We start from the raw sequence: 15,180 nt of genomic DNA on the forward strand, positions 1-15,180 counted from the left end.
CTTATGGTTGATAATCTCTTAGTTATTAGACTCAATTTTTAGAGATTTCACATTAATATTCTGATTAACAATATTTTAGTAGTTAGGATTCGTCGTTGGTAATTATTATGTTTTACTTTGTAAGCTAATGCAAATGATAAAATAATGAAATTGATTACAGTAAAACGTCAGACAAGACAAGAAAACAGATTTGCTCCTAAAATGGGACGATTAAATGCCAAAGTAACTTATATTAAAAAACAAGTGTTAGGCATACCAGTTAAAACGCTTCATAAATATCGTGAAACGTACTACGGAGAAGTAAAAGATTGCAGAGATTGTAATTTAGCTAGATAAATAAAAAAGCCTCGAAAATTTCGAGGCTTTTTTTTATGCTTTTTTGTTTTTAAAACTACCTACAATTAGGCAACCCATACCAACCATAACAGATACGTCTGCTAGGTTAAATATTCCAGTTCTAAATACGCTTCCTAAATCGATGTGTAAAAAATCTGTAACAGACCCATATACAACTCTGTCATAAACATTAGCTAATCCACCACCAACAATACAACAAAATCCTACTAAGGTCATGGTGTTAATTGTTTTATCTTTAATAATATGTCTTAGGACTAATGCTAAAACAATGATAGGTAAAACTAATAATAAGGCAATTCTTAGGGTAGGGCTAAAGTCACTTCCCATACCTAAAAAGGCGCCTTTATTTTCTACATTATGAAGTGTAAAATATTGACCAAAAATTTCAGTTTCAGATCCAGCAATTACATCTGCTCTAACAATAAATTTAGAGACTTGATCTAAAATAATATTAAAGACTACTAAGCCAAGTATTAGTATGTTTCTACTACTCATCAGTCTTAGTTTCTAGAGTTGCAGATTCTGTTTGGGCTTCTCTATCTATTTTTTTAACTAGACCTTGAAGTACTTTTCCAGGACCAACCTCTGTAAATAAAGTAGCACCATCTTTAATCATTTGTTGTACAGATTGTGTCCAACGTACAGGAGCTGTTAATTGAGATATTAAATTTGCTTTTATTTCGTTTTCATCTGTAATTGCTGTTGCAGTTACATTTTGGTAAATTGGGCAATTTGGTTTGCTAAACGTTGTGTTTTCAATAGCTGCTGCTAGTTCTTCTCTTGCAGGTTCCATCATTGGCGAGTGAAACGCTCCTCCAACAGGAAGCATTAACGCACGTCTTGCTCCAGCTTCTTTTAACGCTTCGCAAGCACGTTCTACAGCACCAACTTCTCCAGAGATTACTAATTGTCCTGGACAATTGTAGTTTGCTGCCACAACAACACCATCAATTTGCGCACAAATATCTTCTACAACTTTATCTTCTAAGCCTAAAACTGCAGCCATAGTACTAGGTTGTAATTCGCACGCTTTTTGCATAGCTTGTGCACGTTGTGATACTAATTTTAAACCATCTTCAAAGCTTAATGCTCCAGCAGCTACTAATGCCGAAAATTCTCCTAAACTATGTCCTGCCACCATTTCTGGTTTAAAACTGTCGCCTAAAGTTTTAGCTAAAATAACAGAGTGTAAAAATATAGCAGGTTGTGTAACGTTAGTTTCTTTTAACTGTTCAGCAGTACCTTCAAACATTATATCTGTAATGTTAAAGCCTAAAATGGCATTTGCATCTTCAAATAAATGTTGAGCTTCTGGTGAGTTTTCGTATAAATCAAGACCCATTCCAGTAAATTGGGCACCTTGACCAGGAAATATATATGCTTTCATTGATTTCTTAATTTAAAGACAAAAATAAGAATAAAATTTTTATAAGAAGCAAGACTATTATTAAGACTTGTTGTCAAAATAGTAATAGTTTTTACTTAAAAAAGTTGTGGTATTTACTGTTTAAAAAGGACTTACAGTTTGCCTGTTGCAGCTTCTGCACAACGCTCTCCATCCATTGCAGCACTTATAATTCCTCCTGCATAACCACCACCTTCTCCACATGGATATAAATTTGTAATTTCTGGATGAGCTAAATTTTCGTTTCTAGGAATACTAACAGGAGAAGAGGTGCGTGATTCCACACCAATTATATTAGCTTCTTCAGTATAATAACCTTTCATTTTATCACCAAAAGCTTTAAAGCCTTTTCTTAAAGACGCTCCGATTAATTTAGGAAATAAACTATGCAGTGGTGCACTGTTTAAACCTGGTTGATAAGAGGTTTCATTTAAAGTGTTAGATAACTTACCTTCTACAAAATCGGTCATGCGTTGTGCTGGAGCAACTTGGCTACGTCCTCCTGCAGTAAAGGCTAGTTTTTCTAAATCCTTTTGAAATTCTAAAGCTTTTAAAGCACCAAAGTGTTCGTATTTTTTTAGGTCACGTTCCGCATTAATTTCTACAACTATTCCAGAATTTGCAAATTTATTGTTTCGTCTAGAAGGTGACATCCCGTTAACAACAACTTCTCCGTTGGCAGTTGCTGCAGGAACAATAAAACCACCTGGACACATACAAAAGCTGTAAACGCCACGTCCATTAACTTGCTGCACCAAACTATAGGAGGCTGCAGGTAATAGCTCTGGTCTTGGACCTTCACAATGGTATTGTATACTGTCTATGATGTGTTGTGGATGTTCTGCTCTAACACCCATTGCAAAAGATTTTGCTTCGATTGCAATATTTTTATCGTGTAATAATTTAAAAATATCACGTGCAGAATGTCCTGTGGCTAAAATTACTTTGTCTGTAATTAACTCTTCGCCATTTTGAAGTTGTATAGCTTCAATTTTGTTATTCTTAATGGTAAAATCTGTAACACGCGTATTAAAATGAATTTCGCCTCCAAACTTTATTATATTCTCTCTAATGTTTTGAACAACTTTAGGAAGTTTATTGGTCCCAATATGTGGATGCGCATCAACCAAAATTTGATCTGTTGCACCATGGTATACAAGATTTTCAAAAATACGTCGTACATCACCACGTTTTAAACTACGTGTATATAATTTACCATCACTATAGGTTCCTGCTCCACCTTCTCCAAAGCAATAATTAGAATCTTCATTTACAAAATGGTCCTGATTAATAGCTTTTAGGTCACGACGTCTATCTTTTACGTTTGCACCACGTTCCAATACAATTGGTTTAAAACCTAACTCTATACAGCGCAAAGCTGCCCACATACCAGCTGGACCAAATCCAATGATATGAATTGGTTTTGCTTTTGAGACATCCTTATAGTTAAACGTATAATCTGAAGTTTCCGGAACGGGTTCTTTTATGTAAACCGATACTTTGTAGTTTAATATTATTTTAGGCTTTCTGGCATCAATTGACTTACGTAGTACTTTAATACCTGTAATGTCATCTCTAGATATGGATAGCCACTCCGCAGATTTTTTAATTAAAATATCCGGAATTTCTTCTTCTTTTAAAGAAACACGAAGTTGAATGTCTTTTACCATGCTGCAAAATTAGGCAAAATATAATCTATCCAAATATATTTAGTGTAATTAGTCCAATTAAGCAACCAAAAAAGAACATTGAAATGATTAATTTGTGAGAAATCTCAAAATCTACACCTTCAATTTTTGGAATTTTAGCTTTTAATTTTTTTGATATTAAAGAGCCAAATATGGCATCAAAAACACCAAGTATTCCACAAGACATTATTCCTGTAATTGTGTTACTGACTTTGGCAGAATATATAGCGACGAGGCCATAAATTATTATTGATCCAATAGTTAGTATAGCGTAATTAAAGTTTAAGACTCTTGACAAAATTGCTCCAATAGCATCAAAAATAGCCACTACTAGAAAACCTGTTAACAACACTAAAATGATATTCATTTTAAAGGAAATTATTTTCTCTCAAAAGTTAAAAAAGAAAATTCAAATTCATGGTTTTCATCTTTTTTATGAAAAGTATTAGCGGTTTCTTTCCATTGGGTCATATCTATTTTAGGAAAAAAGGTGTCTGCGTCAAAATTAGAATGTACTCGAGTCAGTTCAATTTTAGAGGCATAAGGCATGGCTAGTTTGTAAATTTCTCCTCCACCAATTATAAAGGGTTGTGCATCATTTTTAGCTAAAGCAACAGCGTCTTCTAAATTATTAACAACTAAAACACCTTCTGGTACTTGATAGTCTAATTGTCTTGAAATTACAATATGTGTGCGATTTGGTAGTGGCTTAGGAAAGCTCTCAAATGTCTTTCGACCCATAATTATATGATGGCCAGATGTTAAAGCTTTAAAGCGTTTTAAATCATCCCGTAAGTGCCAAATTAGGTCGTTGTTTTTACCAATTTCATTATTTTCTCCAGCTGCAACAATCATGGTTAGATTTTTATTTGCTTTAGTTTGTTGTGCTTTGAAGACTTCACTTTTTGCAAGTGTTAAATCTTCTTTCTCAACTTGTAGTTTTAATTTTTCAATTCTAACTTTTTGTTTGTTTACAAGTTTAGCCAATTGTTGTTCTTCCCAATCTTTACCCATAAATTTAGAGGTCACAAAAACGCTAAATAAATGATATAAAAAGAAGAATAGCCAAGCCATTATGGCAAATACAAACCAATTGATGCCAAAAAACTTAGTGTCTTTACCTATCCCTAAAACTGTATTAGCTACAATTAAAAAAACAGCTCCAATTAAGAAAATAACAAAATGCGCATAGAGGCGTTTTTTTTGCTTAATTCTGCGTTGTGCATTTTTAATTAATTCTAATTGCTCTTTATCTATTTGAGGTTTTTCTTTTTTCTTTAATCCAAACATATCTTACTATTATAATGTAAAGTTAATGATTTTATGAGATTTGATTTTGTAATTTATAAACGAAATCGATTTAGTTTGATTATCAGTTATTTATGATAAATTTTGTGTTGTTATTATTAATAATTTATTACCCTTAATTTAATAAAAATAGTGATTTTAAGCTTTAATTTTAATAATCTCATAAAAGTTTAAAATTATTTAAATTTTATGTTGATGACTGAAAAAATCTTGTCTAATTTTAAAGCTTTAAAACATTAATATTATGGCTGTTAAGAAACAATTTTTGAAAAGTAAACCAATTTGTAAAGTCACTTTTACTGTTCCAGCAGCAGGAGCAAAGCAAGTTACTGTTGCAGGTAATTGGAATGAATGGAATACAGAAGTAGAACCATTAAAAAAGTTAAAAAACGGAACATTTAAAGGGACTGTAAATCTAAAAGCTGGTCAAGCTTACGAGTTTAAATATGTTGTTGATGGACAATGGGAAAACGAAGTGGAGGCAGACGCTTATGTATGGAGTGATTATGCAGCTACAGATAATAGTGTTATAAAGTTATAAGGCTTAAATTACTAAATTGGTCTACAATTATTCTTTCCTTTTTATGCGTTTAAGCCTTTTACGTTCTTTTCTCTGAGCAGCTGTTTCTGCAATGTTAAAGGTTATTGGCAAACCGTAAGGAACGTTTACTGCCTTACCTTTTTGCATTCCTGGTGATTCTAGTTGAGGTAAAAGATTTATTACCCTTTTTGCTTCTTTTTCTAAAGCAGGATGTGGCGCTCTAGTTAAGATGTCTACAACTTTGCCTTTTTTGTCTATCTTAAAACCAACATATATTCTGATAACTCCAGAAGGCAAATTAAGTGTAGATGCTAAGTTAGTATTAAAATTTTGTAGCACATGTTTACCAATAGCATTGCTCATACATTTTCTTGCTGCTTCTTGGAGTAAACTTGGAGCGCAACCTGGATATACAGGTACTTGTTCTACTAAAGAAAACGGAACATCTTTAGGTATGTAGTTTTTTATTGGTATAATGGTACTATCTGCTCTATTTATTTTAAAACCTAGGAGTAGATTTTTATAATCGGCAACTCCATTATCATATTTGTCTAATACAGGTAATACTTTAGGAAAGCTATCCTCAAGATAATTTAATTCATTTTTTAAACTGTCCATATAAATTTGAAATCCAGACATTTTTTTTATTAAATCTCCTTCTTCATTAAAAAATATATTGGCAGATAGGTCTAGTGTATCTTTTTTTGAATAACGAATTATTTTAGTTTTTATACTTTTTGTTAATGAAGAATCTATGAATTGTAAAACCTTATTTTCAAAACATAACTCTAAATCCTCTGCACTCTGGCAACCAGGGAATATTGCTTTTTCGCGATTATATTCAGGTTTTGATTGGCTAAATGCAAAACTTGAAAATAAAAATAACCATAAATAGATATATTTCATTTGATAGATTTATACTGCTACAGCACCTTTTATGTGTGGATGTGGATTATAATTTTCTAAGGTGAAATCTTCAAATTTAAAGTCAAAAATATCTTTAACATCAGGGTTAATTTTCATTGTTGGTAATGGTCTTATGTCTCTAGAAAGTTGTAATTCTAATTGTTCAAAATGATTGCTATAAATATGTGCATCTCCAAAGGTGTGAATAAAATCACCTGCTTCATAACCACAAACTTGAGCCATCATCATAGTAAATAAAGCATAAGAAGCAATATTAAAAGGAACACCTAAAAAAGTATCAGCACTACGTTGGTATAATTGACACGAAAGCTTACCATCTGCTACATAAAACTGAAAGAAAGCATGACAAGGTGGTAATGCAGCTTTACCGTTGGCAACGTTTTCTGAAAAACTTTTTGAGTTGTCTGGTAATACTGAAGGATTCCAAGCCGAGACTAACATGCGTCTACTATCTGGATTGTGTTTTAAGCTATGTATAACATCTTTAATTTGGTCAATTTCATCACTATTCCAATTTCTCCATTGGTGTCCATAAACAGGTCCTAAATCTCCGTTTTCATCAGCCCAATCATTCCATATTTTAACTCCATTATCTGTTAAATACTTAATGTTTGTATCGCCTTTTAAAAACCATAATAACTCATAAATAATGGATTTTAAATGCAATTTTTTAGTGGTTACCATTGGAAAACCTTCACTTAAATCAAAACGCATTTGATAGCCAAAAACACTTTTTGTGCCTGTTCCTGTACGATCTCCTTTTACGTTTCCGTGTTCTAATATATGTTGTACTAGGTCGTGGTATTGTTTCATTTTATTAAGTTTTCAAGAATTTAAAAGTATAAAAAAGGGTTAACATTAAAATGTCAACCCTAAATTATATATGAAAAGTTATTAACTACTTTATCCAATAATCATACCTGCAATGGTTGCGGATATTAGAGATGCTATTGTACCACCTAGTAATGCTTTCATACCAAATTTAGATAACGTTTTACGTTGTCCTGGAGCTAATGATCCAATACCTCCAATTTGAATACCAATAGATGCAAAGTTAGCAAAACCACAAAGCATATAGGTTGCCATAATTATGGATTTTTCATAGGTCAAATGTGTTGCTTTGGCTACGTCTTTTAGTTCTGCTAATTGGATGTATCCAACAAATTCACTAGCAGCTAACTTAATACCTAATAGCTGTCCCATAAGTGCCATATCTGTTTTAGCAACACCAATTAACCACATTAATGGTGCAAATATGTAACCCAAAATAAGTTCTAGTGATAATGCTTTATAGCTTGTGTTATTTTCTACCCAGTCATTTAGTGTTGTAACATCTCCAACCCATCCTAAAATACCGTTTACCATAGCTATAAATGCAACAAATACTAATAGCATTGCGCCAACGTTAACAGCAAGTTTTAATCCTTCTGTAGTTCCGTTTGCTATCGCGTCTAATATGTTAGATCCTATTTTGTCTTGAGATACTTCTACGTCTGTGTTTACTTCTTCTGTTTGTGGAAATAGTATTTTTGAGATTACAATTGCTCCTGGAGCTGCCATTACAGATGCTGCTAATAAGTGCTTAGCATAAAATAATCTTAAAGCTTCATCATCACCTCCTAAAAACCCAATATAAGCAGCAAGTACTGCTCCTGCAACGGTTGCCATACCACCAATCATAACTAAAAGCATTTCTGATTTAGTCATTTTTTCTAGGTATGCTTTTATAAGTAAAGGTGCTTCGGTTTGACCTAAAAAGATATTTCCCGCTACGCTTAAGCTTTCTGCACCAGATATTTTAAGTGCTTTAGATAATAACCAAGCCATAGCTTTTACTACACGTTGGATTATCCCTAAATAAAATAATAATGATGTTAATGCAGAGAAGAAAATGATTGTTGGTAATACTTGAAAAGCAAAAATAAATCCAAAGGTATCCATGTCTACCACTAAGCCTTCAAATAAAAACTTGCTACCTGCTCTAGTAAAATCTAATACACTTATAAATAAACCACCTACAAACTCGAAAGCAGTTTTAATAAATTCAACTTTTAAAACACCAATAGCTATTAATAGTTGGAAGGCTAATCCTATACCAACAATTTTCCAATCGATTGCTTTACGGTTACTACTAAATAAAAACGAGATAAAAATTAGGGCTACCATCCCTAAGGCTCCTCTCCATAAACTATTAAAAGAAAAACCTTTGCTTGGTATTATTTTATTAGCTTCTGAAACCGCTAATTGAGCAGCTGTTTTTTCTTTTATTTTAAAAGAATATATGTTTTTATTTTCTTTAAAGATTAAGGTTGAATCTGTTAATGTTTGGACTTTAAGACGTTTTGAGACATCTGAAGGTGTGTCATAATAAAACACTAAAACATTTTTTTGAAACAAGTAATCTCCTGATAAATTGTTGTGTTTAAAAATACCGTCTTTAAGTGTTAAGATGTCATTTTTAGAAAGGAAGCTAGTTGAGTCTAGTTTGGTTTTGCTTGCTTCGAGTTGCCAATCTTTTTCAATATCCTGAGCAAAAATAGATGTAATACTTATTAGGGTCGCTACAATAGCAAGTGCAAAATGTTTCATTGTAAAGGAATTATCGTTTAGAGATTTCGTCTCTTATTTTAGCTGCTTTTTCGTAATCTTCGTTAGTTACAGCTTCGTCTAGTAGATTGTGTAATTCTTCTACTGTTTTGGAAAAATAATCGTCTTGAGAAGGTTCTAGTTCTATATCCTCGTTAAGGATGTCTTCAATTAAAATGTTGTCAGGATCTTCTTCTTTAGTTGGATCTACTTTTAAGTAAATTCCAGCTTTGTCTAATATGTTTTTATAAGTAAAAATTGGCGCATCAAAACGTAAAGCTAAAGCTATTGCATCACTGGTTCTGGCATCAATTATTTCTTCAATATTATCGCGTTCGCAAATTAAAGAGGAGTAGAAGACACCATCCACCAATTTATGAATAATTACTTGTTTGACAACAATATCAAATCGGTCAGAAAAGTTTTTAAATAAATCGTGGGTTAATGGTCTTGGTGGTCGTATTTCTTTTTCTAAGGCTATAGCAATGGATTGCGCTTCAAAAGCACCAATAACAATAGGTAGTTTTCGGTCGCCATCTAATTCGTTTAAAATTAGTGCGTAAGCGCCATTTTGTGTTTGGCTATACGATATACCTTTTATATTTAATCGGACTAAACTCATAGTATTTAAAAAGCAAAGAACTGCTTAAATTAGGACTTTACCAAACTACATTACGCAGTTTTTTGTACATAATTTAAACAGTCCTTTGTTAATAGAACTTAAATTTATAAAAAATTATGCGTTTGCTGCTTTAAACGCTTTTAATTTTTCAATTAGTTGTGGTACAACTTCAAAAGCATCTCCAACAACACCATAATCTGCTGCTTTAAAGAAAGGTGCTTCTGGATCTGTATTTACTACAACTTTTACTTTTGAGGCATTAATACCAGCTAAGTGTTGTATTGCTCCAGAGATTCCGATTGCAATATATAGGTTAGACGCTACAGGTTTTCCTGTTTGTCCAACGTGTTCACTATGAGGTCTCCATCCTAAATCAGATACTGGTTTAGAGCAAGCTGTTGCTGCACCTAAAACATCTGCTAACTCTTCAATCATTCCCCAGTTTTCTGGTCCTTTCATTCCACGTCCTGCAGATACTACAATTTCTGCATCAGCTATGGTAACTTTATCTGTTGCTTTATCAACAGACTCAACAGTTACACCTGAAGCAGGTAGGCTAGGCGCAAAATCTTCAGCTGTAGCTGCACCATTGTTTTCTACCAATCCAAAAGAATTGTTAGATACACCAACAATTTTAACATCTGTATCAATTGTTGTTAAATTGAATGCCTTATTTGTAAAAGCTGTACGTTTTACTGTAAAGGGAGATGTTGAGGTTGGTAATTCCATAACGTTAGAGGCATATCCTGCTTCTAAACCTACAGATAATATAGGTGCTAAATATTTACTATCTGCACTTTGACTTAATATTACAACTTTAGTCCCTTCGTTTTTTGCTGCTTGAGCAATTGCCGAAGCATATGATTTTGCATTAAAATTATTTAAAGTAGCATCAGATACTTTTAACACTTTATCTACTCCGTATTTTCCTAATTCTGAAACATCATTGGCATTAACTGCAACAGCTGTAACTGTCGTACCTAATTGGTCAGCTACTGCTTTGGCGTAAGATGCAACTTCAAAAGCTGTTTTTTTAAAGGTTCCGTTTTCTGATTCTGTATATACTAAAACTGACATGTTTTTTTTGTTTTAAGATTAATAACTGATTAAATGACTTTAGCTTCGTTGTGAAGTAAGTTAATTAATTCATCTAAATTATCTGGTGACACTAAAGTTACAGCGCCTTTAGGTGCTGGTTTTTCAAACTTAACAGAAGCTGTTTCAACTGAAGCACCTGTAGGTTCTAAAACATTTAATGGTTTTTGACGTGCTTGCATAATCCCTCTCATGTTTGGAATACGTAAATCACTTTCTTCAACCAATCCTTTTTGCCCACCAATAACTAAAGGTAAGGTAGTAGATACGGTTTCTTTACCACCATCGATTTCTCTTATAGCTTTTGCGTTAGTACCATCTACTTCTAAGCTAATACAATTAGTTACAAAGTTAGCGTCAACCATTTCTGCAATCATACCAGGAACCATTCCTCCATTATAATCAATAGATTCACGACCAGCAATTACTAAATCATAAGCACCATCTTTAACAACTTTAGCTATTTCTTTAGCGACTTGGTATCCATCTTTAGCTTCTGTATTAACTCTTATTGCAGTATCTGCACCAATAGCTAATGCTTTACGTAAAGTAGGTTCTGTTTCAGGACCTCCAACATTTACGACATCTACAGATGCACCTTGCTTTTCTTTAAACCACATAGCACGTGTTAAACCAAATTCGTCATTTGGATTAATTACAAATTGTACTCCATTTGTGTCAAATTTTGAATCTCCATCTGTAAAATTAATTTTTGATGTCGTATCTGGTACATGACTAATACACACTAAAATTTTCATATTTTTTTGTTTTTTATAAGTTCTGTTACGTTAGATGTAATTAACTATAACGATATAGTTAGTCTAACCTTAATATAAATTTTCAACAAATTTAAGCGTTAAAAATGCGCTTAAATCTTACGGATACGAAGATAATTATTTTATTTCGAAAAAATACTATGCATGCATAGTAAATTTTAAATAATTCTTTAGTCTAAAGTTTTTCATTTATTGTTATTTTTGCTTTTCAAATTATTATTTAGATGAAGACAATTCAATTTAGAGAAGCTATTTGCGAAGCCATGAGCGAAGAAATGCGTAGAGATGAAAGCATTTTTTTAATGGGAGAAGAAGTAGCAGAATATAATGGTGCTTACAAGGCATCAAAAGGGATGTTAGACGAGTTTGGTGCAAAACGTGTAATTGATACACCAATTGCCGAACTTGGATTTGCTGGTATAGCTATTGGATCTACCATGACTGGTAACAGACCGATTGTAGAGTATATGACTTTTAACTTCTCTTTAGTTGGTATTGACCAAATTATTAATAATGCAGCTAAAATTAGACAAATGTCTGGTGGTCAATTTAATTGCCCAATAGTATTTAGAGGTCCTACTGCAAGTGCAGGACAATTAGCAGCAACACACTCTCAAGCTTTTGAAAACTGGTTTGCAAACACACCAGGATTAAAAGTAGTCGTGCCATCTAACCCTTATGACGCAAAAGGTTTATTAAAATCGGCTATACGTGATAACGATCCTGTGATCTTTATGGAAAGTGAGCAAATGTATGGAGATAAAGGTGAAGTGCCAGAAGGAGAATATACAATACCTTTAGGAGTTGCCGAAATAAAAAGAGAAGGTACAGACGTAACTATCGTATCTTTTGGTAAGATTATCAAAGAAGCTTATATCGCAGCAGACCAGCTAGCTAAAGAAGGTATATCATGTGAGATTATCGATTTACGTACAGTACGTCCAATGGATAGAGATGCTATATTAACATCAGTTAAAAAAACTAACCGTTTAATTGTTTTAGAAGAAGCTTGGCCTTTTGGTAACGTAGCTACTGAAATTACATACCTAGTACAAAGCGAGGCATTTGATTACTTAGATGCACCAGTTATAAAAATTAATACAGCAGATACACCTGCGCCTTACTCTCCAGTATTGTTAGCAGAGTGGTTACCAGACCATAAAGATGTGATCACTGCTGTTAAAAAAGTAATGTATAAATAAAAAAATAGTACTTTAGATTTATCAAAAGCTTCATTAGCACGATTGTTGATGAAGCTTTTTGTATTAAATAACCACATAATGAATAGTAAACTTTTTTGTATCCTTTTTTTCTTCGGAAGTCTTTTTGCTGTAGCACAAACTAAAGTTAGTGGTGTTGTGTTTGATGAGTTTAATCAACCTGTGTCATTTGCAAATGTTATATTTAAAGGCTCTTCAATAGGTGTAATTACCAATGAAGAAGGTCGCTTTTATATGGAAGACAGTAATACGTGGGACACGCTTTCTATATCATTTATAAGTTTTGAAACTCAAGAAATTAAACTAACTAAAAAAGTAAACTACGACTTAAAAATTATTTTAAAAGAAGAAGTTGCAGCATTAGATGAAGTTGTTATAGTATCTGGTAAGCAATCCAAAAAAAATAATCCAGCTATTGACATTTTAAGAAAAATATGGGCCAATAAACGTAGTAATGGATTAAAAAAATATAAGCAATACCAATACGATAAATACGAAAAAGTCGAGTTTGATCTTAATACAATTGATAGTTCTTTAATGGAAAGTAAACTATTTAAAGGTATGGAGTTTGTATTTGAGCAAGTGGACACCTCTAACGTTACCGGAAAAACGTATCTGCCAATGTTTATTAATGAGTCCTCTAGCCAAGTATATGGTGACAACATTATAAATGCAAAACGTGAAGTATTAAAAGGTAATAAAAACTCAGGTTTTAGTAATAACCAAATAATAATAGACTTTGTGGATGACCTATATTCAGACTACGATGTGTATGATAACTACTTAAAGTTTTTTGATAAAAGTTTTACTAGTCCAATTTCTAGAACCGGAATTCAGACCTATAACTATGTGTTAGCAGACAGTAGTTTTATAGATAACAAATGGTGTTACAATATTATTTACTATCCTAGACGAAAAAACGAATTAACTTTTAAAGGTGATTTTTGGGTTGCAGATACCACATTTGCTATTAAAGAAATTAACATGCAAGCCTCTAAAAGTGCTAATATAAACTGGGTTAAAGAAATCTATATTGAGCAAGAATTTGAAGTATTAAATGACTCGGTGTTTTTAATAAAGCGAGATTACTTCATGAGTGATTTTGCATTTAACAAAAAGGAAAAATCAAAAGGAATTTACGGTAAACGTACCACACTATATGATAACTATACCTTTGATCAAGTAAAAGACCCTAAATTTTACAAAGAAAAAGTATATAGTTTTGACCAAGACATCTATAATCAAGATGATAGTTTTTGGGAACAAAATAGGATGGAATCTTTAAGTAAAGACGAAAAAGGTGTCTACGTCATGTTAGACTCTTTAAAAAACACACAAAAGTTTAAACGTCTTTATAATTTAGGAAGCATATTAGCCTCAGGTTATGTTGAGTTTCCACAACTTAATTTAGACTATGGACCAATTTTTTCAACCTTTGGTTATAATGCAGTAGAAGGTGTAAGGCTAAGAGCAGGAGGTCGTACCTACTTTGGGCAAAACGATTTATGGCGTATAGAAGGATTTACAGCTTATGGTTTTAAAGACGATAAATTTAAATATGGACTATCAGGTAAATGGTTATTAGATAAGCGTAGTCGATTAATTATTGCAGGAGGTAACAGGCGTGATGTCGAGCAAATTGGAGCAAGTTTAACAACTAGTACAGATGTATTAGGACGAAGTTTAGCCAGTAGTGCAGTAGTTGGAACAGGAACAAATGATAAACTAACTAACATAAATCTAAGTACATTATCTATCGAAGCAGAGCCATTTCGTAATTTAGTTACACGCCTAAGCGGAAGTTATAGAACTTTAGAGTCAGCCTCTCCAACATTTAGTTTAGACTATTTTACAGACGCTACACAATCCACAACTAAATCTGAAGTTAAGCAATACGAAACAGCTTTTTCAATGTCCTTTTTTCCTAATAGAGAAATGACAGGTTACGGTGTAGAAAGACGAACTAAAAACGATGACTTTGCAAGGTTGTTTGCACAAATAACAGTTGGAGATAAAAGTGTTTTAAACAGTGATTTTGATTATACAAAATTACAATTTTCATATACGCAACCATGGTCATTAGGTGGTTTTGGACGTCTATATACAACTGTAGAGGCAGGTAAAACCTATGGAGAAGTACCACTAGGGTTACTAAGTGTTGTGCCAGGAAACCAAAGTTATTTCTCTATCTATAATACATTTTCTAATTTAGATTTTTACGAGTTTGTTACAGACGAGTATGCCACTTTACACGTAGAGCATAATTTTAACGGACGACTATTTTCTCGTATTCCATTCTTAAAAAAATATAATTTAAGAGCTATTGTTGGAGCAAGAGGAGTTATAGGAGATGTATCTCAACAAAATAAAGATATTAATGCGTCAGGATTAATATATAGAGCACCAAGTAAAGATGCGTATTACGAATATAGTGTTGGAGTAGGTAATATATTTAAAGTACTAAGAATAGATTTTAACTTTAGAGGTAATTACTTAAATGCTGTTACCAATCCAGATGCTAGAAAATTTGGTGTTACAGGAAGCTTTGGCTTTTATTTTTAATAGTTAACCCAATTATAACATATTTTAAATTTCTGATTAATTATAAGCTACCTTTATAGTCTTATTTATAGTAGTAATTAGCTTTTTGTATTG

Annotated in this window: 15 protein-coding genes; 4 read left to right on the top strand and 11 right to left on the bottom strand. The window is 32.5% G+C overall.

Annotation, left to right across the window (positions count from 1 at the left end; all coding sequences use genetic code 11):
* Positions 1–144: 144 nt before the first annotated feature.
* Positions 145–336 (top strand): hypothetical protein, encoded by a 192-nt coding sequence (locus M890_RS0110280; RefSeq protein ID WP_028283458.1) that lies wholly within the window; start codon positions 145–147, stop codon positions 334–336.
* 33 nt (positions 337–369) lie between these two features.
* Here the strand turns inward: M890_RS0110280 and lspA are convergent, their stop codons facing one another.
* From lspA to M890_RS0110305, 5 genes are all read right to left on the bottom strand, one after another.
* The gene (gene lspA / locus M890_RS0110285; RefSeq protein ID WP_036597432.1) at positions 370–852 is read right to left on the bottom strand and encodes a signal peptidase II; all 483 of its coding nucleotides are present in this window, start codon (positions 850–852) and stop codon (positions 370–372) included.
* Positions 845–1,744 carry an ACP S-malonyltransferase gene (gene fabD / locus M890_RS0110290; RefSeq protein WP_028283460.1) on the bottom strand — a complete coding sequence of 300 codons (900 nt, stop codon included), beginning with the start codon at positions 1,742–1,744 and terminating at the stop codon, positions 845–847. Before fabD ends, lspA begins: the two co-directional genes overlap by 8 nt.
* A 131-nt stretch (positions 1,745–1,875) precedes the next feature.
* Complete coding sequence (locus M890_RS0110295) at positions 1,876–3,432, bottom strand: NAD(P)/FAD-dependent oxidoreductase (RefSeq protein ID WP_028283461.1); 1,557 nt, start codon at positions 3,430–3,432, stop codon at positions 1,876–1,878.
* Positions 3,433–3,457: 25 nt separating this feature from the next.
* Positions 3,458–3,817, bottom strand: a complete 360-nt coding sequence (locus M890_RS0110300) for a hypothetical protein (RefSeq protein ID WP_028283462.1) — start codon at positions 3,815–3,817, stop codon at positions 3,458–3,460.
* Positions 3,818–3,828: 11 nt separating this feature from the next.
* A complete protein-coding gene (locus tag M890_RS0110305) occupies positions 3,829–4,740 on the bottom strand; it encodes a dihydrofolate reductase (RefSeq protein ID WP_028283463.1) in 912 nt (303 codons plus the stop codon).
* A gap of 262 nt (positions 4,741–5,002) precedes the next feature.
* On the opposite strand from M890_RS0110305, the gene M890_RS0110310 reads away from it, so the two are divergent.
* Positions 5,003–5,299, top strand: coding sequence for an isoamylase early set domain-containing protein (locus M890_RS0110310; RefSeq protein ID WP_028283464.1), 297 nt, complete (start codon positions 5,003–5,005; stop codon positions 5,297–5,299).
* A gap of 27 nt (positions 5,300–5,326) precedes the next feature.
* Here the strand turns inward: M890_RS0110310 and M890_RS16475 are convergent, their stop codons facing one another.
* The 6 genes from M890_RS16475 to M890_RS0110340 form a co-directional block, all read right to left on the bottom strand.
* The gene (locus M890_RS16475) at positions 5,327–6,205 is read right to left on the bottom strand and encodes an energy transducer TonB (RefSeq protein ID WP_051437505.1); all 879 of its coding nucleotides are present in this window, start codon (positions 6,203–6,205) and stop codon (positions 5,327–5,329) included.
* A gap of 9 nt (positions 6,206–6,214) precedes the next feature.
* On the bottom strand, positions 6,215–7,039 hold the full coding sequence (locus M890_RS0110320) for a thymidylate synthase (protein WP_028283465.1): 825 nt from the start codon (positions 7,037–7,039) through the stop codon (positions 6,215–6,217).
* A gap of 90 nt (positions 7,040–7,129) precedes the next feature.
* Complete coding sequence (locus M890_RS0110325) at positions 7,130–8,815, bottom strand: NupC/NupG family nucleoside CNT transporter (RefSeq protein WP_028283466.1); 1,686 nt, start codon at positions 8,813–8,815, stop codon at positions 7,130–7,132.
* 10 nt (positions 8,816–8,825) lie between these two features.
* Positions 8,826–9,434 (bottom strand): bifunctional nuclease family protein, encoded by a 609-nt coding sequence (locus M890_RS0110330; RefSeq protein WP_028283467.1) that lies wholly within the window; start codon positions 9,432–9,434, stop codon positions 8,826–8,828.
* 114 nt (positions 9,435–9,548) lie between these two features.
* Positions 9,549–10,511, bottom strand: coding sequence for an electron transfer flavoprotein subunit alpha/FixB family protein (locus M890_RS0110335; protein WP_028283468.1), 963 nt, complete (start codon positions 10,509–10,511; stop codon positions 9,549–9,551).
* Between the two features lie 29 nt (positions 10,512–10,540).
* A complete protein-coding gene (locus M890_RS0110340; RefSeq protein ID WP_028283469.1) occupies positions 10,541–11,287 on the bottom strand; it encodes an electron transfer flavoprotein subunit beta/FixA family protein in 747 nt (248 codons plus the stop codon).
* A gap of 242 nt (positions 11,288–11,529) precedes the next feature.
* On the opposite strand from M890_RS0110340, the gene M890_RS0110345 reads away from it, so the two are divergent.
* Both M890_RS0110345 and M890_RS0110350 read left to right on the top strand, forming a co-directional pair.
* Positions 11,530–12,507, top strand: coding sequence for a pyruvate dehydrogenase complex E1 component subunit beta (locus M890_RS0110345; RefSeq protein ID WP_028283470.1), 978 nt, complete (start codon positions 11,530–11,532; stop codon positions 12,505–12,507).
* 78 nt (positions 12,508–12,585) lie between these two features.
* The gene (locus M890_RS0110350) at positions 12,586–15,087 is read left to right on the top strand and encodes a DUF5686 family protein (protein WP_028283471.1); all 2,502 of its coding nucleotides are present in this window, start codon (positions 12,586–12,588) and stop codon (positions 15,085–15,087) included.
* The last annotated feature ends 93 nt before the right edge of the window (positions 15,088–15,180 follow it).

Source organism: Olleya marilimosa CAM030 (assembly GCF_000518485.1).
GTDB lineage: Bacteria > Bacteroidota > Bacteroidia > Flavobacteriales > Flavobacteriaceae > Olleya > Olleya marilimosa.